This is a genomic window from Isoptericola sp. NPDC058082 (assembly GCF_042885055.1).
GTDB lineage: Bacteria > Actinomycetota > Actinomycetes > Actinomycetales > Cellulomonadaceae > Isoptericola.
Window position 1 is genome coordinate 120,978 of the sequence record NZ_JBHVSQ010000007.1, and the last position, 17,610, is coordinate 138,587.

Sequence of the window (17,610 nt, forward strand, 5' to 3'; positions counted from 1 at the left end):
CCCGTGAGCACGACCTCGGACCGGCAGGCGTCCGCTTCGGCGGCGGTCCTCGACAGACCCTCGGAGCGACCTCCGAGGGCGGACGCCGGCCGGTCGAGACCCGCACGTCGGTCGTGGCGGCTGAGCCTGCGCCGCGACTGGCAGCTGTACGCCCTCGCCGTCCTGCCCGTCCTGTTCCTGGTCGTCTTCCGCTACGTGCCGATGCTGGGGAACGTCATCGCCTTCCGGCAGTTCCGGCCGGGCGGCAGCATCTTCGGCGAGCAGTGGGTGGGCCTGCGGTACGTGGAGATGTTCATCCACGACCCCACCTTCTGGAAGGTCTTCTCGAACACGGTGATCCTCGGAGGGCTGACGCTCGTCGTCTGCTTCCCGCTGCCGATCGTGCTCGCGCTCCTGCTCAACGAGGTGCGCAAGAAGGCCTTCAAGCGCACCATCCAGTCGATCTCCTACCTGCCGCACTTCCTGTCGCTGGTGATCGTGGCGGGCATGGTCATGCAGCTGCTGTCGCTGCAGGGCACGGTCAACCAGGTCATCGAGGGCCTCGGCGGCGAAGGCATCCCGTTCCTGCAACGGGCGGAGTGGTTCCGCACGATCTACGTGGGGTCGGAGGTCTGGCAGACCGTCGGCTGGGGCACGATCCTCTACCTCGCGGCCCTCACCACCGTGGACGCGTCGCTCTACGAGGCGGCGCGCATCGACGGCGCCGACCGGTGGCAGCAGACCTGGCACGTGACGATCCCCGGGATCCGGCCCACGATGATCACGCTGCTGATCCTCAACATCGGCACGTTCCTCAACGTCGGGTTCGAGAAGGTCCTGCTGCTCTACAACCCGCTCACGTACTCCACGGCGGACGTCATCTCGACGTACCTCTACCGGGTCGGGCTCGTGTCCAACAACCTCAGCTACGCGGCCGCCATCGGCCTCTTCCAGGCGTGCATCGGGCTCGTGATGGTGCTGAGCGCCAACTTCATCTCGCGACGAGTGGTGGGAGCAAGCCTGTGGTGATGCAGCGCGCGACGTCGTCCACGAGCGACGTGCGGTCGGCCGGCACGCCGGTCGGGGCGCGGGACACCCGGGGGTACCGGGCGTTCACGGTGTTCAACACGGTGGCGCTGGTGGTCGTGTCCCTGTTCATGCTCTACCCGTTCGTCACCGTGCTCGCGCAGTCGTTCAGCAGCCCCGGAGCGATCAAGGCCGGCATGGTGAGCTTCTGGCCGGTCGGGTTCAACCTCGACACCTACCGGGCCGTGTCCCAGGACGGGTTGTTCTGGAGCAGCTACCGCAACACCCTCGTCTACACGTTCGTCGGCACCACCATCGCGATGGTCCTGACCACGACGTTCGCGTTCGTGATCTCCAAGCGGCACCTGCGCGGTCGCGGGGTGCTCATCGGCATCGCGGTCTTCACGATGTTCTTCAACGGCGGGCTGGTGCCCAACTACGTGCTCATCTCGTCGCTCGGGCTGAAGAACACCATGTGGGCGGTGGTGCTCCCGGGCGCCGTCTCCGTCTTCAACCTGCTGGTCATGAAGTCGTTCTTCGAGAACCTGCCGCAAGAGCTCGAGGAGGCGGCGCAGATCGACGGGCTGGGGTGGTTCGGGATCTTCGGCCGCATCGTGCTGCCGCTGTCGAAGGCCGTGCTCGCCACGATGGTGCTGTTCTACTCGGTCGCCTACTGGAACGACTGGTTCTCGGCGTTCCTGTACCTCGACAAGAACGAGCTCTTCCCCGTCACGCTCTTCATGCGCAACCTCATCGCCGGGGCGTCGTCGTCGGCCTCCGAGGGTGCTGCCGCCGTCGGTGCCACCACCCAGGCCGTCTCGGCCAACATCCAGGCGGTCACGATGATCCTCACGATCGTGCCGATCCTGTGCGTCTACCCGTTCGTGCAGCGGTTCTTCGTGTCGGGCGTGATGCTGGGCTCGGTCAAGGGCTGAGGAAAGGCGGGCGCGTCCGCGGCCGGTCCGGCCTCAGACCCTGGGAAGGGCGGCGAGGCGGCTGGCGATCCGGTCGCGGTCGCGCACGTCGGCGTCCAGGACGTCGTCGGGCGGGCTCGTGGCGAGGACGACGAGCCGCACGTCCCGGTCCCACGCGACGTCGACGAGGTTCGCGAACCGTTGCGCCCCGTCCGCCGTCGTCGCCGAGAGCCGCGGCACCCGCCACACGACGAGCGTGCCGTACCGGTCGACGAGGTCCATGACGTCGCCCACCGAGGTGGGTGCCTCGCACAGCTCGCGGAAGTCGAGGTGCACCACGCCCTCCGGGGTGCCGGGGCCGGTCGCGGCGAGGGTGCGCAGCGCTGTCGCCGGGAGCCGCACCACGAAGCGGTCGCCCGGGTCCGGGGTGCCGAGCCCGAGTGCCGTGACCTGGGCGGCGCTGCCTGGCACGACCCACGCCCCCGCACGCCAGCCCGACCGGTCCGCGAGGTGCCCGCGGCGGCGGTAGTCCTCGCCGGGCGCGACCTCCACCACGTCGCAGCACTCCGCGATCGACCGCACGAGCGGGAGCACCAGGTGATGGTGCAGCGGGCTGGGCAGCAGGCCGTCGGGCGGGTAGTTCGACGTCGCGAGCAGCGGGATGCCGCGACCGACGGCCTCGCGCACCAGGCGGGAGAGGATCATCGCGTCCCCGGGGTCGTGGGCGTGCAGCTCGTCGAGGAACAGGACGCGAGTGCCGTCGAGCAGGCTCGCGAGGGCGCGCGGGAGGGCCCCGGCGTTCCCTGACTCGCGGGCGACGGCCGCGTGCAGCCGCCGGGCTGCCTCGAAGGCGTGCACCCGGAGCACGCCGTCAGGCGGCAGGGCACTCAGGAGGGCGTCGACGAGGAACGTCTTCCCTCGGCCCACGGGCCCGTGCAGGTAGACGCCCCGCCGTCCTCGACGGCCGAGCGCGACGCGCGCGCCGGCCGCGGCGAGCACGTCCGCGGCGGCGCGCTGTCCGGCGTCGAGCGTCGATCCGAGCGCGTGCGCGGCGTCGTCGAGCGCCGCCCGCACCCGCAGCGTCTCCCGGGACGTCGCTCTCGACCACACGGTCAGGACCCTAGGGGACGGGAGGTGAAACTCCCGTCGAGCACGGGATCCGTACCGCCATCCACGGGCGGTACGGATCCCGTGCTCGGAGGGAACTCGGTCAGCTCGCGGGGGAGATGCTCATCTCGCCCGCCGGGCCCTGCCGGTAGACGGTGAAGTACCCGTCGGTGGCGAGCGGGTTGTCGGCCGCGTCGTCGAGGTAGCTCCACACGGGCTCGCCGTCCACGCGCAGCACCACGCGGGTGCCGCCCTCCACGTCGACGGCGCCGAACGTCACCTCGTGGGTGGAGCCCGGCTCGATCACCGTGTTGGGGAACGTGTCGACCATGAAGACGGCGGGGCTCCACTTCTGCATCTCGATGACGTCCTCCTTGATGACCACGAGGTAGCCCGAGCTGCTGTTGGTCCACACGGGGTCGCCGGCGGTCTTGGACCGCACGGAGAACCCGAACCAGCCGCCGTTGAAGGCGCCGACGGACGTGTCGAAGCGGAGCAGCTCGTCGCCGAACTGCTTCGGCTTGAAGCTCCACGCGCCGCGCGGCGCCAGGTGGGCCGCGCCGTCGGCCACCGTGACCCCCTCGCCCGGCGCCCAGGCGGCGGGGTCGAGGATCTCGGCGCCGAGCGACGTCACGGGGTGCTCCGCCGCCCGCACCGTCACGGTGGACGACGCCGCGAGGCCGGGCACCACGGTGGACGTCGCCGTGATCGTGGCCGTGCCGGCGGCGACGCCGCGGACCACGCCCTTCGCGTCGACGGTCGCGACGGACTCGTCGCTCGACGTCCACCCCAGGCCGGTGCGCGTGGCGTCCGCGGGGGTGAACGACGGCGCGAGCGGGTGGGTCTCGCCCGGCTCGATCGTCGCCTCGGACGGCGCCAGGGTCAGGCCGTCCGGGTCGACGCCCACGAGCGAGAACCGCACGTCGTCGAAGTCGAGCGACGTGAAGCCCTGCACGTAGAAGCCGACCTTGCCGGCGCCGGCGGGCGCCGGGTTGGCCCCCGCGACGACCTCGTCGCCGTCGAGCAGCACGCGCACGCCGCCCGCCGTCACCACGACGCGCACGTCGTACTGCGTGGACGCCTTCAGCCCCTCGCCCGCGGGGAGCGTCACCTCCTTCACGGTGCCCCACGCGGAGTCGAAGATCGTCCACGTCGAGCCGGCCGCCGCGTGGCGGTAGCGGACGTACCCGCCCGGCGTGCTGCCGGTGCGGTCGTAGACGAGCATCTGCCCGCCCTCGGGCACCTCGGCGGGCGTCGTCACGGTGAAGTCGAGCGCGTACTCCGAGAAGGAGCGGTCGAGCTGGGAGTTGGCGCCGTTCTTGATCCGGTAGACGTGGTCGCCCGTGCCGTCGTCGACGATCGCGCGGTTCGGGTCGGTGGCCCAGCCGTTGCCGCCCGTCTCGAAGTCCGTCGAGTGGAGCACGCCGTCGCCGGCCGCCACGGTCACGGTCATCTCGTCGCGGACGCCCGCGTCGGCTTTCGCCTCCGCGGTGACGGTCACCTCGCCGGGCGCGACGGCGGTGAGGATCCCCGCGGCGCTGACGGTCGCGACCTCGGGGTCGCTCGAGGTGTACGTGACAGCCTGCTGGGTGGCGTTCCACGGCACCGCCTGGGCGGCCACCGACACCTCGTCGCCGAGCGTCACCGCAAGCTGGTCCGCCGGCAGCACCAGCGACTCCAGGGCCACGCTGTCCGGCGTCTGCGACTGGCCGACGTGACCGTCCGTGCCGATCTCGCCGAACGGGATCGCCTCGAACCCGGGGATCTGGTCGAAGACGGCGGCGTCCTCGCGCAGCGTGTAGTCGCCGTTCGCCGCGTCGACGAACCCCGGGTCGGCGTCCGTCACCCAGTTGGCGTCGTCGCCGGTCCCGTAGTTGAGGAGGTTCTTCGTGTCGAGCGCGCCCTCGGCGTTGACGTCGGGGTTGCGCGCGCGGTCCGGGTTCCACACGACGTTCTTCGCGAACGTGGAGTTGTTCGGGAAGTAGTGGTTGTCCTCGAAGAAGTGGCCCAGCTCGGGGTACTTCTCCAGGTACGGCGTGCCGACGAAGTCCTTGTTGTCGGCGAACACCTTCTCCCACTTCGGCATGTAGACGCGGTCGACGGTGTTGCCCTCGCCGTCGCCCATCCACTGCGTGTAGTTGTCGTACGGCACGGTGGTGTCGACGAACACGTTGTTCGTGGCGTCGATGTGGTCGGCAGAGCCGGACTTGATCGCGTCGTTGCCCATGTCCACGAAGACGTTCTGGCTGATCTCCAGGTCCCACGTGAAGTTGTCGGCGTAGATGCCCTCGACGCCGTGCTTGGTGAGGCCGACGTCGTGGAAGTAGTTCTGCCGGAACACGTGCCCGCGCTGCTGCGGCGTCTCGCCCGAGTTCATGTAGATCGCGCCGAGGTCCTGGAACGTCTTGCAGACGTCGTACACCTCGTTCTGCTCGAACAGGTGGTCGTTGCCGTGCACGATGACGCCCGGGTGCGGCGCGTCGTTGATCTCGTTGCCGCGTGCGACGTTCCCGACGCCGTCGAACATGACGCCCGGGTTGTACGCCTTGTGGTAGTAGGCGAAGTCGTGGATGTGCGAGTCCTCGACGCGGTTGCGCCCGGGCTCCAGGGTCGTCTTGTCCCCGCCGGTCAGCACGACGCCGACCCCGCCCACGTGGCGGATGTCGCTGGAGACGACGGCGTGGTCGCGACCGCCCCGGTTCACCGGGATGCCGTCGTACGTGTACCGCCCCGGCGAGTTGATGGAGACGCCGCCGTCGGCGAAGTTCTGCACGTCGCTGTTCGAGACCGTCACGTGGCTGCCGCCGAGGACGACGACGCCCAGCGCCCGCCCGTACTCGAGCACCAGGTCGTCGAACGTCACGTACGACGCCCCGTCGGTCCGGATCATCGGCTCGTCCAGCGTCGTGACGACGGGCGCCCCGCGCTCGGCCAGGAACGACGCGTTCGGCACCAGGTAGAGCATCCCGGTCTCGCGGTCGATGTAGTACTCGCCCGGCGCGTCGAGCTCCTCGAGCAGGTTCTGCGCGAAGTGGAAGTCCGGGTACCAGGTCTTCATGAGCCCCGACATCTCGCCGTACCGCAGCGTGATGGTCCGGGCGTCCGTGTCGATCGACTCGACCTTGTTGTACGACCACTCCCAGCTCTGGCCGAAGATGCCGTCCATCCAGACGTCCTCCGCCTCGCCCCAGTACTGCGGGCGGTCGTAGGAGTAGCTGAACGTGCCGCCGCGCTCCTGCAGGTCGGCGTCGTCCTTGGTGGGGCCGGGGTCGACGATCTTGTTCATCTGGACGGTGTCCTTCGCCGCGCCGGCGTTGGGCCAGCGGGCGAGGGTCATGTCCTCGCCGTCCACGTACAGCTCCATGGGCGGCGTCGTCGAGACGTCGTTGGCCTTCCAGTAGCCGTGCCGGCTGAGCTGGCCGTAGTCGTCGATGCCGAGGTCGCGCAGGTCGATCTGCAGGACGTCGTCGTGCGCGGACGTCTCGATGATCCGGTCGAGCACGGCCTCGTCGGTCACGGGGGAGAAGCCGTCGTAGGGCAGCTCCTTGCCGCCCGAGATCGTGGCGCGCTCGCCGGGGTAGGAGCGATAGGTGATGGGGGCGTCCGCGGTCCCGGAATCCTCCTCACCGAGGAGGAAGGACTCCGAGCGCTCGTACGTGCCCTCGCGGAGGTACACGGTGACGCCCTTCTTGCGCTGTCCCTTCGGCAGCTCGCGGATCGCGTCGCGGGCACCCTCGAGCGTGGCGAGGGGGCGCTTCTGGCTGCCCTTCGCGCCGTCCCGGCCGTCGGGGGAGACGTAGAGGACGGTGCCGGCCTTGGCCTGCGGGGCGGACTGCGGGGGCGGTTCGGCATGTGCTGCCGTCTGCGTCCCTGCGACGAGCAGGGACGTCAGCAGCAGAGCTGACAGTGGTCGCTTCATTGCGAGTGCTCCGACCTCTCGTGTGGTCACGGGGTTCTCGGGGCGACGCGGGTGCGGCGCGCCCGGATCGTCAAGCACCGGCAGGTTACATTAATCGATAATCGCTGACAATGCGGCGACGGCGGCCCCGACCCGCTACGGTCGGACCCGTCCGCCACTCGAAGGAGAGCTCATGACCAGCAGTGCAGCCCCCGGACGCCTCGTGTTCGTCGGGGACTCCATCACCGACGCGGGCCGCGACCGCGCGGACGAGGCGTCGCTCGGCGACGGCTACGTCTCCCTCGTCGCGGCGGACCTGCCCGACGCCGTCGTGCTCAACCTCGGCATCGGCGGCAACCGCGCCGTCGACCTCGAGGAGCGGTGGGAGCGCGACGTCGCGCCGACGGCGCCCGACGTCCTCACCGTGTACGTGGGGGTCAACGACACCTGGCGCCGCTTCGACTCCGACGACGCGACGAGCGCCGAGGCGTTCGAGGCCACCTACCGGCGGCTGCTCGCGCGCGTGCCGGGCAGCCCGCGGCTCGTGCTGGTCGAGCCGTTCCTGCTCCCCGTGCGCGACGAGCAGGAGGGCTGGTTCGAGGACCTCGACGGCAAGCGGGACGTCGTCGCGCGCCTGGCCGCCGAGACCGGGGCCGCGCTGGTGCCGCTGCACGCCCTGCTGACCCGCGCCGCCCGGGACGCCGGTGCCGCGGCCCTCGCCCCGGACGGCGTGCACCCGACGCCCCCGGCGTCCCGGATGATCGCGGACGCGTGGCTGGCGGCGTACGCTGACGACGCACAAACGATTGTCGATAACGACCCGAGGAACGACGTGAGGCTGCAGGGATGACGGACGCGCTCAGCTCGATCAGCGGCCTGGAGCGCGGGCTGCTGTCGGACCAGATCTACGACCTCGTGAAGTCGATGATCAAGACGTCCCAGCTCGAACCGGGGGAGCAGCTCGTCGAGTCGCAGCTCGCCCGCCGCCTCCAGGTCAGCCAGGCGCCCGTGCGCGACGCGCTCAAGCGCCTCGCCCACGAGGGCCTGGTGACGCACGTGCGCCACCAGGGCAACTTCGTGGCGCAGTACTCCGACGAGGAGGCGCAGCAGGCCAAGCAGGCGCGCGTCGCCCTCGAGGCGCTCGCCGGCCGGCTCGCGTGCGGGCAGCTCGCGCCCGAGACCCGCTCCAGCCTGGAGAAGGTCATCGACGAGATGCACGGCGCCGTCGACGCCGCCGACCTGCCCGCGTTCCGCGAGCTCGACTTCGGCTTCCACCGCGCCGTCATCGAGGCCAGCGGCAACACCTACCTGCCGCGCATGTGGGACATCATCGAGCCCAGCCTGCGGTCGATGCACCTGCTCGGCGACCCCGAGTTCACGGGCGACTGGCACCAGGTGGCCGACTGGCACCGCAGCCTGCTCGACGTCCTCGACGACGGCGACGCCGAGGCCGCGTCCACGCTCTTCGAGGCGCACGCGGCGGGCACGCTGCTGGACCAGGAGACCGGCGCGGGCGACGACGGCGCGACGGCGCCGACGGCTGAGGGCTAGGCCGTCCAGCCCGTGGCGGCGGCCCACGCCTCCGCCCGGGCGGTGATCTCGGCGATCAGCCCGCCCTTGGCGTCGGCGTAGTCGTTCATGCTCGGCCAGTCGCGGGCCGCGAGCTCGCGCTTGAGCGCGGCGTAGGCGGCGCGGTCGTCGGCGTCGTGCCGGAGCCGGTCGCGGAACAGCAGGTGGTTCCGCTCCCAGTCGCTGCCGGCGGCGCACACGTGGACGTGCACGTCGCGCTCGGGCGTGCGGACCAGGCGGTGGCCGGGCTCCCGCACGCGCAGCTCGTAGCCGGCCGCGAGCAGCGCGGGCAGGTAGGCGCTCTCGTCCTCGACGTCGGGCACGCTGACGTCGATGTCGACGATCGGCTTGGCAGCGAGCCCGGGCACCGACGTCGACCCCACGTGGTCCACCCGCACCGCGACCGGGCCCAGGGCGCCGAGGATGCGGGCGCGCTCCCGCTCGAACCGCGCCGGCCAGGCCGGGTCCGGCTCCACGAGCACGATCTCGCGCTTCTCGACCCCGCCGATCAGCTCGACGTCGTCGTGCGGGCCGCCGCTCATGCCTGTGCCTCCCACTCCGGCGCGAGCACCGACCAGACCTCGATGTCCTGCCGCACGCCCCGGTGCTCGTGGTGCTCGCGCAGCACGCCGTCGCGCCGCATCCCCAGCCTGCGGGCGACGGCGATGCTCGGCGCGTTGCCCGACGCCGCCCACCACTCCACGCGGTGGATGCCGCGCTCGCGGACCGCCCAGTCGATGATGACGCGCGACGCCCGCGTCACGAGGCCCCGGCCGGCGGCCGCCGGCTCCAGCCAGCACCCGGCCTCGGCCGTGCCCTGTGCCACGTCCATCGTGCGGAACAGGACGCCGCCCACCAGGGTGTCATCCAGCCAGATGCCGTAGAGGCGCCCGGTGTCGCTGGCCGCCTTCTGCGCGTACGACTCGAGGAACGACCGGCTCGAGGCGAGGTCCGTGATGCGGTCCGCCAGGCCGACGAACCGACCGACGAACTCGCGGCCGCGGTCGATCGTCGCCAGCAGCTCCTCCGCGTGCCACGGCTCCAGCGGACGCAGCTCCGCGCCGTCGTCGCCCAGCGACCTCGCGAACATCGTTCCTCCCGTGCGTCACGGCCGGCGCGGCGCCGGCACCGTCGCGATCCTCCCACGGCGTCGACGGCGGGCGAGGCGGCGGGCGGCGCGCGCGTAGGGTCGTCGCGTGAACCGGACCGACCGGCTGTACGCGATCGTCGAGGAGCTGCGGGCGGTCGCTCCCCGCCCGCGGAGCGCGTCGTGGTTGGCGGCCCGGTTCGAGGTGAGCCGGCGCACCGTGGAGCGGGACATCACCGCGCTGCAGCAGGCCGGGGTGCCCGTCTGGGCCGAGCCGAGGAGGACCGGCGGCTACTGCCTCGACCGCTCCCGGACGCTACCGCCGGTGAACTTCAGCCCCGACGAGGCGGTGGCCGTCGCGGTCGCCCTCGGTGGCCTGGCCGGGACGCCGTTCGCCGCCGGCGGGTCGACCGCGCTGCGCAAGATCCTCGCGGCCATGCGCGACGACGATGCGGCCGCCGCGCACGACCTCGCATCCCGCGTGCACCTGCTCGGCACGCCGGCCGACGGACCCGCGATCCCCGGCGTCCTCGCGGACGCGATCTCCGCGCGTCGGGTCCTGCGGTTGCGGTACACGGACCGGGAGGACGCCGCGACCACGCGCGACGTCGAGCCGCTCGGGTTCGTCGGGTCGTCCACCGGGTGGTACCTGCTGGCGTGGTGCCGGCTGCGCGACGGGATCCGGGCCTTCCGCCTCGACCGGGTCGACCGCGTCACGGCCACCGCCGAGCGCGCGCCCCGGCGCGTCGTCCGGCCCGAGGACATCCAGGTGCCGGACGGGGACCTGCGGACGCTCACGCTCCTGGGCTGACGGTGGCGAGGGGAGGCACCCCGAAAACACCGACGTCGGGGTGTCGCGGAGCCGGCGCAGGCTGGTCGGAGCCGCGGGGAGCCTGCGGCGCTGACCGCACCCCGACCGGGAGGACCACCACCATGACCCACGCCAGCAGCCTCGCCACCAGCCTCGTCTCCGTCCGCCTCATCACCGACGACGTCGAGCGGCTGACCGCCTTCTACGAGCGGCTCACCGGCGTCGTCGCTGACCGCCCGTCGCCGGAGTTCGCCGAGCTGCGCACCCCGCACGGCACCCTCGCCATCGGCAGCACCGCCACCGTCCGCCTGTTCGGGCCGGGCTCGGCGGCACCCGCCGGCAACCGCACCGCCATCGTGGAGTTCCGCGTCGAGGACGTGGACGCGGTGCACGCCGGGCTCGACGACACGGTCGAGGTCGTCACCCCGCCGACCACCATGCCGTGGGGCAACCGGTCGCTGCTGGTGCGGGACCCGGACGGGACGCTGGTGAACTGCTTCGCCCCGGTGACCGCCGAGGCGCTGGCGCGGTTCGCGTAGGCGTCGCTCACCCCGCGGCGACGCCGTAGAGGCGCGCCGCCGTCCCGGACCAGACCGCCGTCGCCGCGGCGTCGTCGAGCGGGGGGAGGGCGGCGGCGGTGCGCTCGACGATCTGCGCGTACGAGGCGACCCGCGCGGACATCGGCCAGTCGCTGCCGAACAGCAGCCGCCCGGTGCCGAGCAGGTCGACGGCGACCCGGGCGGCGGCGGTCGTGCGCCCGGCGTCGTCGGGAGCCGTGGTGTGGACGCCAGACAGCTTGGCGTGCGCGCGGGGGCGGGCGGCGACGGCGGCGAGGGCGTCGCGCCACGACGCGTCGGGGTCGCCCGTGCCGAGGCCGAGGTGGCAGACGACGAGGTCGAGGTGCGGGTGCCGCCCGGCCAGCGCGGCGACGGCCGAAAGCTGGTCGGGGCGCACCAGCGTCTCGAGCACGCGGCCCGACGCCGCGAGGCCCTCGCACAGCGCGTCCAGCCCGGCGACGTCGGACAGGTCCGCCGCGCCGCCCGGGACGGCGAGCCGGATCCCTGCGACGGGGACGCCGTCGTCGACCAGCGGCTGCGCCATGCCGGCCCAGGCGCCGGGGTCGTCGGGGCGGGCGTCGTACTGCAGCACGACCGGGCCGGGCAGCGGCCCGTGCGCGGCTGCCTGCCGCGCGAGCCAGCGCGCCTCGCCCTCGGTGTCCGCGGCCTGCACGGCGACGGCGGCCCGGACGGGCACCGGCGACGTCGCGACGGCGCGGGCCAGGTCCTCCGGGCCGACGCGGGCGGGCAGATCCAGGTCGTCCCGGAACCACGAGATCCGCGACGCGGCCGTGTCCCACAGGTGCACGTGCGCGTCCACGACCCCGTTCACGCTCTCGCCGAACAGGCGGTTGACACCGTTATGCGGTGCCATGCGACCCGATAACGGTGTCAACCGCCTGTTCGGCAGAGCTCGCGATCGCGTCGAGCTCCGTCCACAGGCGGTCGGGGACGACGGCGTCGGCGGCGTCGGCGAAGACGTCCACCTCCGCGGGGGTGCGCGCGCCCACGACGACGGCCTCGACGCCGGGGACGAGCAGCGGCCAGCGGACGGCGGCGGTGGGCAGGTCGACCCCCTCGCGGTGGCACGCGGCGGCCATCCGCAGCGCCTGGTCCACCTGCTCCGGCGACGCCGGGTGGTAGTCGAAGAACGGCGCCGCCACCGGGTCGGCGAGCACCCCGGAGTTGTAGACCCCCGCCGCGACGACGCCGACCCCGCGCTCGCGGGCGGCCGGGAGCAGGTCGTCCAGGGCGGTGCGGTCGAGCAGGGTCACCCGCCCGGCGGGCATGACGACGTCCAGCGCGCCGGCGGCCTCGCGGACCAGCCGCGCCACGGGCGCGTTCCGCCCCATCCCGACCCCCACGGCCCGCACGACGCCCTGGTCGCGCAGCTCGAGCATCGCGGGCAGGGCACCACGCAGCGCCTCGTCCACGTCGGCCGGGTCGTGCAGGTACAGCAGGTCGACGCGGTCGGTGCCGAGCCGCGCGAGGCTGCCCTCCAGCGACCGCAGCACGCCGTCGCGGCCGAGGTCGCCGACCGTCGTGCCGCCCGGGCCGCCGGTGCCGCCCGACGGGACGGGCGCGCCGTCGGCGTCGACGATCACGCGACCCACCTTGGTGGCGATGACGACGGAGTCCCGGTCGACGCCGGCCAGGGCGTGCCCGAGCCGCAGCTCGCTGACGCCCTCGCCGTAGTGCGGCGCCGTGTCGAAGAAGCGGAGGCCGCGCTCGAGCGCGCGGCCGACGGTCGCCTCGGCGTCGGCCTCGGCGACCGGCGTGAAGAGGTTGCCGATCGGCGCGCAGCCGAGGCCGAAGGACGACGCGGCGAGCGTCGCCGCGACGTCCCCGGCGGCGTCGGCCGCACCCGTCGAGGTCAGCGGGCGGAGCCCTGCGCGGAACGCCATGCCTCGAACTCCCCTCGGGTGTCGGGGGTCAGGGGGTAGTAGTCGCTCAGGCGGGCGCCCTCGTCGAGGCGACGCCGGCTGAAGACCTCCCACTCCTCGTGGTCCTGCGCGGACTCGACCACCTGGTCCGCCATCGCGCGCGGGACGATGACGGGGCCGTCGTCGTCCGCGACGACGAGGTCGCCCGGCATGCACAGCACGCCGCCGACGGCGACGGGCACGTCGTAGGCCCAGGGGAACAGCTCCGACTGCGAGGCGTAGTGCGGCGTGACGCCGGTCGACCACACGGGCAGGCCGAGGTCGGCGATCTTGCCCGAGTCGCGGATGCGGCCGTCGACGACCATGCCGGCGCCGCCCTTGCGCTGGAAGTAGCGCGCGAGGATGTCGCCCACACAGCCCGAGAACCGGCTGCCGTACGCCTGGATCACGAGCACGTCGCCGGGCTGCACGGCCTCGAGCACGTGCCACAGGGCCGTGTGCCGCTCCACGTACTCCTGCTCGTCGCCGGCGGCCAGGTCCTCGCGCTGCGGCATGAACTGCAGCGTGAGCGCGGAGCCCACGACGCGGTACCCGGGCCTGAGCGGGCGCGGGCCCTCGACGAACGAGTGCCGGATGCCGAGGCCGTGCAGCTTCGCGCAGGCCGTCGCGGACGAGACCTGGCCGAGCCGCTCCAGCGTCTCGACGTCCGCGCGCTCGTAGGACCCGCCGCGCACGGGCAGCGTGATCTCGGGCCGCACGAGGCCGGCGCCGGGGTCGGTGGGCACGGTGTCGACGGGCGCGAGGGCTTCGGTCATGGTCGGGCTCCTTCGTGGTGCAGGTGGTGCTGGTGGCGCGGCTGCTGGTGACGCGGCGCGCTGCCGGCGGGTGCGGTGAGCAGCACGACGTCGGCGCGGTGCGACGGCGGCAGCTCGACGAGCAGGTCGGGCGCGTCCAGCGGGAGGGTCGCGGCGGTCCGCATGCCGGCGCGGCCGGCCGACGCCGTGGACGGGCCGGGCCAGACGCCGCCGTCCTCGCCGCGCGTGACGACGCCCGTCAGGCGCTCCTCGCCGAACCGCGACGGCCGCACGCGCACGCGCCGGGCGTGCGTGGGGGACAGGTTGACGAGGCTGAGCTCGACGCGGCCCGTGCCGTCCGCGTCGCGGTCGAGGCCGGAGACGAGCGCCGCGACGTCCGGCGGCAGGCCGGGGCGGCCGCGGTCGGCGTCGGTGTAGGCCACGGCGGCGAACGGCAGCCCGCCGTTGTACAGCGTCTGCGGGGTGCCGGTGATCAGCTGCCCGAGCACCTCCGTGACGACCGGGTTGGCGCGCTGCCAGAAGTGCAGGTGCACGGTCTCGGGGTCCACGGGCTCGGCGTCCATCACGGCGACGCGGCGGGCGAGCTGGCCCAGTGCCATCGACAGCGCGCGCTCCGGATAGTCCGGCAGCGAACCGTCGAGGAACGCGAGCCACGGCCCCTCGTGCCCGGCCTCCACCTTGTCGCGGAACGGTCGGACCTCGTCGGAGCCGGGGATGCCGTCGAGCACCCGGTCCAGGCGCTTGCGGTCGGCGTCGTCGTGCGTCCACCACCACAGCCAGGTGGGCAGGTCGAGCTGGAGCGGGCCGAAGTCGAACCAGCCTTCGGCGCCGAACCGGTACGGCACGAGCGTGGCCGGCTCGGCGGCGTGCGGGCCCAGCCGCTCCAGCCAGCTGCCGCGCAGGCTGAACGGGGTCTCGGTGACGGGCGCGGTGATCGCGTGGTCCAGCGCCGTGTCGAGCATGGTGCGCACGAGGTCGAGCGGCCCGTCGTCGCGTGCCCCGGAGGCCCCCGAGACGAACGACGCGTTGATCGCGCCGATCAGCGTGCTCATGCCGACCGAGTGCAGGCCGTGCGGCCAGGTCCAGCCGTAGTGGCCGCCGTACCAGGCGCCGTCGTGCAGGCCGCCGACGACGCCGTCGGGCGCGACGTTGTCCGGCATGAGGCCGCCCGCCGCGGCGGCGCGCTCGCGCCAGCCGTCGACGTACCGCGCCACCCACGCGGCGGACGCGGCGTCGCCGTCGTACAGCCAGCGGTTGACCACGAGGGACGTCGCGGCGAGGTTGACCGCGGTGTCACCCGCCGCCCGGCGCTGGAGCTCGTCGCCCATGAGCCGGGCGTGTGCCGGGTCCTCCAGGTCGGACCACCGCGTGATCCCCGGCAGCCCGTGCAGCGGCAGGCCGTACGCCTCCATGTAGTCCAGCGACGCCGGGTACGTGAGCCACTCGGTGCCCAGCCCGGGCAGCGGGCCCCGCGCGCCGTTGTGCGGCGCGGTGACGATGTTGCGGGCCGGGTCGTAGTTGCCGTGCGCCGGGTCCGTGTACAGGGCGGCGAACCGGCGGGCGCGCTCGGCGAAGCGGTCGTCGCCCGGGTCGGCGGCGCACAGGCCGTAGAAGAACAGCAGCGACTCGCCCTGGTGGAACCAGTCGTACCCGTTCTCGTACTCGGCGGTGAGCATGCCGCCCTCGGTGAGCTGCGCCGTCACGCCCTCGAAGTGCTGCTTCGCGGCGGCGAGCACCTCGTCGCTGCCGCCCAGGGCGTAGAACGCGGGCCAGTTGAAGAACGGCTCGTACAGGTCGTCCACGCCGTCGCGGTGCTCGAAGCCGCCCGCGTGCAGGATGCGGCCGTCGGGCCCGGTGTACCGCGCGGAGAACAGGCGCCAGGCCTCCTCCGTCGCGTCGAACAGGCGGCGCTCGAGCACGGCCCAGGCGGGGACCTCGTGCAGCGGCGTCGTGGGGACGCGGGGGTCGGTCGTCTCGCTCATGTCGGCCTCAGCCCTTCGTCGCGCCGGCGACCAGGCCGCCGATGATGTGCCGCTGCATGAGGACGAAGAACAGGATCGCCGGGCTCACCGCCAGCAGCAGGGTCGGGAAGACGGTCGTGTAGTCGGTGGAGAACTCGCCCACCGCCGCGTACACGCCCGTCGTCACGGTGTAGATGCCGGAGCTCGGGCCCAGGATGATCTGCGGGCTGACGAAGTCGTTCCAGACGCTGATGGAGTTCAGCACGACGATCGTCGCGACGACCGGCTTCATGATCGGGAAGATGCACGACCAGAACGCCCGGATCTTGCCGGCCCCGTCCAGCGCGGCCGCCTCGTCGATGTCGCGCGGCACGGTGCGCAGGTAGGCGGCGAACAGGAAGATCGTCACGGGCAGCGTCGCCGCCGTCTCGAACAGGATGAAGCCCGGGATCGTGTTGATGAGCCCGAGCACCCGCAGCACGAAGACGACGGGGATCAGCGTCACCTGGCCCGGGATGAACAGGCCGGACACGAAGAGCAGCAGCAGGCCCAGGTGCCACTTCGACCGGCCGCGCGCGATGACGTACGCGACGGGCGCGGCGAGCGCGATGCCGCACAGGTTCACCAGCGCCACGAACAGCAGCGTGATGCCGTAGGCCTTCACCACGTTGAACTTCTCGCTGGTGAGCGCGGCCTGCAGGTACTCCAGGCTGAACGTGTCCGGGGTGATCGCCAGCGGCGAGGAGATGATCGCGTCCTGCGGCTTGAAGGCGTTGATCACCATGATGTACAGCGGCACGAGCATCACCAGCGCGCCGAGGCCCAGCACCACCCACTTGAGGATCGTGCCCGCGCCCGGGGCGGGCCGGCGTCGGGACCGCGACGTCGGGCGCGGCGCGCTCGGCGCCGGGGCCGACGGCGGGCTCACGGGGGTCGTCGGGTGCGTCGTCGTCGCCATCAGTCGGCCACCTTCTTCTCCGCGCCGCGCCGGGCGAACGTGACCGCGAGGCCCAGCACGGCGGTGACGAGCAGCAGGACCACGGACTGCGCCGCGCCGAAGCCGAGCTCCGAGTTCGCGAACGAGTCCCGCAGGATCTGGTACACGATCGTCTGGGTGGACCCGGCGGGGCCGCCGTCGGTCAGCGCCAGCACGATGTCGTAGACCTTGAGCAGCCCCACCAGCGTGAGCACGAGGTTCACGGTGAACACGGGGGCGATGAGCGGCAGCGTCACGTTGCGGAACTGCTGCCACTTGGAGGCGCCGTCCACGGTGGCGGCCTCGTAGTACTCGGTGGGCACGGACTTGATGCCCGCGAGGAACAGGATCATGTTGAAGCCGAAGTGCGACCACACGATCGTGAGGATCACGCTCGCCTTCGCGAACGCGACCTCGGTGAGGAACGGCACCGGCCCGACGCCGAGGTGCCCCAGCAGGCCGTTCACCGCGCCCTCGGGGGAGAGCATCGCCGACCACAGGAACCCGATGATCAGCGCGCTGATGATGTACGGGTAGAAGAAGATCGTGCGCAGCAGCGTGTTCGCGCGGCCGTTGCCGGCGATCAGCGCGGCGATGAACAGCCCGACGCCGTTGCACAGGACCGTGCCGCAGAACGCGACGACCCCGGTGAAGACCGCCGCGTCCACGGTGCGGGGGTTGCGGAAGGCCTCCGCGTAGTTCTCGAAGCCGATGAACGTGAAGTTCAGGCTGTAGCCGTTCCAGTCGGTCAGGCTCAGCACGAACGCCAGGACCATCGGCACGATGAACATCGCCAGGAAGACGAGGACGGCGGGGCCGCCCATGACGATGCCGGGCAGGCGGTCGCGCCACACGCGCGCCGCGGGGCGTCGGCGCACGGGCGGGACCGTGCGCGTCGCGGTGAGGGTTGCCATCGCAGGGCCTTCCATGGGTGGTGCGGGCCCGGGGGGGGGGGGGGGGCGTACCGCTAGAGGGGGGGGGGGGAGGCGGGTCAGCCGAACCACGGGGTAAAAAACACACCCACTCC

The 17,610-nt window shown here is 72.6% G+C and carries 16 protein-coding genes; 6 read left to right on the forward strand and 10 right to left on the reverse strand.

Translation table 11 applies throughout. The features are described from left to right. The first annotated feature begins 3 nt into the window (after nucleotides 1-3). Both ACFVS0_RS11815 and ACFVS0_RS11820 read left to right on the forward strand, forming a co-directional pair. Complete coding sequence (locus tag ACFVS0_RS11815) at nucleotides 4-1,008, forward strand: ABC transporter permease (RefSeq protein ID WP_430551615.1); 1,005 nt, start codon at nucleotides 4-6, stop codon at nucleotides 1,006-1,008. Further along, the gene (locus ACFVS0_RS11820; RefSeq protein ID WP_430551616.1) at nucleotides 1,008-1,940 is read left to right on the forward strand and encodes a carbohydrate ABC transporter permease; all 933 of its coding nucleotides are present in this window, start codon (nucleotides 1,008-1,010) and stop codon (nucleotides 1,938-1,940) included. The genes ACFVS0_RS11815 and ACFVS0_RS11820 overlap by 1 nt, the downstream gene beginning before the upstream one ends. A gap of 33 nt (nucleotides 1,941-1,973) precedes the next feature. Here ACFVS0_RS11820 and zapE read toward each other — a convergent pair whose 3' ends face one another. Continuing rightward, a complete protein-coding gene (gene zapE, locus ACFVS0_RS11825; protein WP_430588070.1) occupies nucleotides 1,974-3,029 on the reverse strand; it encodes a cell division protein ZapE in 1,056 nt (351 codons plus the stop codon). A 100-nt stretch (nucleotides 3,030-3,129) separates the two neighbouring features. Continuing rightward, nucleotides 3,130-6,945 (reverse strand): Ig-like domain-containing protein, encoded by a 3,816-nt coding sequence (locus tag ACFVS0_RS11830; RefSeq protein WP_430588071.1) that lies wholly within the window; start codon nucleotides 6,943-6,945, stop codon nucleotides 3,130-3,132. 172 nt (nucleotides 6,946-7,117) lie between these two features. On the opposite strand from ACFVS0_RS11830, the gene ACFVS0_RS11835 reads away from it, so the two are divergent. Together ACFVS0_RS11835 and ACFVS0_RS11840 are read left to right on the forward strand one after the other, a co-directional pair. Beyond that, complete coding sequence (locus tag ACFVS0_RS11835; protein ID WP_430588072.1) at nucleotides 7,118-7,774, forward strand: SGNH/GDSL hydrolase family protein; 657 nt, start codon at nucleotides 7,118-7,120, stop codon at nucleotides 7,772-7,774. Next, on the forward strand, nucleotides 7,771-8,475 hold the full coding sequence (locus tag ACFVS0_RS11840) for a GntR family transcriptional regulator (protein WP_430562750.1): 705 nt from the start codon (nucleotides 7,771-7,773) through the stop codon (nucleotides 8,473-8,475). Before ACFVS0_RS11835 ends, ACFVS0_RS11840 begins: the two co-directional genes overlap by 4 nt. Here ACFVS0_RS11840 and ACFVS0_RS11845 read toward each other — a convergent pair. Together ACFVS0_RS11845 and ACFVS0_RS11850 are read right to left on the reverse strand one after the other, a co-directional pair. Continuing rightward, nucleotides 8,472-9,035 (reverse strand): GrpB family protein, encoded by a 564-nt coding sequence (locus ACFVS0_RS11845; protein ID WP_430588073.1) that lies wholly within the window; start codon nucleotides 9,033-9,035, stop codon nucleotides 8,472-8,474. The two genes, ACFVS0_RS11840 and ACFVS0_RS11845, sit on opposite strands and share 4 nt — an antisense overlap. Further along, nucleotides 9,032-9,583, reverse strand: a complete 552-nt coding sequence (locus ACFVS0_RS11850) for a GNAT family N-acetyltransferase (protein WP_430588074.1) — start codon at nucleotides 9,581-9,583, stop codon at nucleotides 9,032-9,034. Before ACFVS0_RS11850 ends, ACFVS0_RS11845 begins: the two co-directional genes overlap by 4 nt. Nucleotides 9,584-9,689: 106 nt before the next feature. On the opposite strand from ACFVS0_RS11850, the gene ACFVS0_RS11855 reads away from it, so the two are divergent. Together ACFVS0_RS11855 and ACFVS0_RS11860 are read left to right on the forward strand one after the other, a co-directional pair. Next, nucleotides 9,690-10,391, forward strand: coding sequence for a helix-turn-helix transcriptional regulator (locus ACFVS0_RS11855; RefSeq protein ID WP_430588075.1), 702 nt, complete (start codon nucleotides 9,690-9,692; stop codon nucleotides 10,389-10,391). Between the two features lie 122 nt (nucleotides 10,392-10,513). Then, nucleotides 10,514-10,930: a VOC family protein gene (locus tag ACFVS0_RS11860; protein ID WP_430588076.1), complete on the forward strand. Its 417-nt coding sequence runs from the start codon at nucleotides 10,514-10,516 to the stop codon at nucleotides 10,928-10,930. Nucleotides 10,931-10,937: 7 nt separating this feature from the next. Here the strand turns inward: ACFVS0_RS11860 and ACFVS0_RS11865 are convergent, their stop codons facing one another. From ACFVS0_RS11865 to ACFVS0_RS11890, 6 genes are read right to left on the reverse strand one after another with little or no spacing between them, the layout of a single operon-like run. Further along, nucleotides 10,938-11,822 carry an amidohydrolase family protein gene (locus ACFVS0_RS11865; RefSeq protein WP_430588077.1) on the reverse strand — a complete coding sequence of 295 codons (885 nt, stop codon included), beginning with the start codon at nucleotides 11,820-11,822 and terminating at the stop codon, nucleotides 10,938-10,940. Then, the gene (locus tag ACFVS0_RS11870; RefSeq protein WP_430588078.1) at nucleotides 11,809-12,852 is read right to left on the reverse strand and encodes an aldo/keto reductase; all 1,044 of its coding nucleotides are present in this window, start codon (nucleotides 12,850-12,852) and stop codon (nucleotides 11,809-11,811) included. Before ACFVS0_RS11870 ends, ACFVS0_RS11865 begins: the two co-directional genes overlap by 14 nt. Beyond that, nucleotides 12,822-13,646 (reverse strand): ribonuclease activity regulator RraA, encoded by an 825-nt coding sequence (locus ACFVS0_RS11875; protein ID WP_430551632.1) that lies wholly within the window; start codon nucleotides 13,644-13,646, stop codon nucleotides 12,822-12,824. Before ACFVS0_RS11875 ends, ACFVS0_RS11870 begins: the two co-directional genes overlap by 31 nt. Then, a complete protein-coding gene (locus tag ACFVS0_RS11880) occupies nucleotides 13,643-15,628 on the reverse strand; it encodes a hypothetical protein (RefSeq protein WP_430588079.1) in 1,986 nt (661 codons plus the stop codon). The genes ACFVS0_RS11875 and ACFVS0_RS11880 overlap by 4 nt, the downstream gene beginning before the upstream one ends. Nucleotides 15,629-15,635: 7 nt before the next feature. After that, nucleotides 15,636-16,565, reverse strand: a complete 930-nt coding sequence (locus ACFVS0_RS11885; RefSeq protein WP_430551634.1) for a carbohydrate ABC transporter permease — start codon at nucleotides 16,563-16,565, stop codon at nucleotides 15,636-15,638. Further along, nucleotides 16,565-17,497: a carbohydrate ABC transporter permease gene (locus ACFVS0_RS11890; RefSeq protein ID WP_430562758.1), complete on the reverse strand. Its 933-nt coding sequence runs from the start codon at nucleotides 17,495-17,497 to the stop codon at nucleotides 16,565-16,567. The genes ACFVS0_RS11885 and ACFVS0_RS11890 overlap by 1 nt, the downstream gene beginning before the upstream one ends. Between the last annotated feature and the right edge of the window lie 113 nt (nucleotides 17,498-17,610).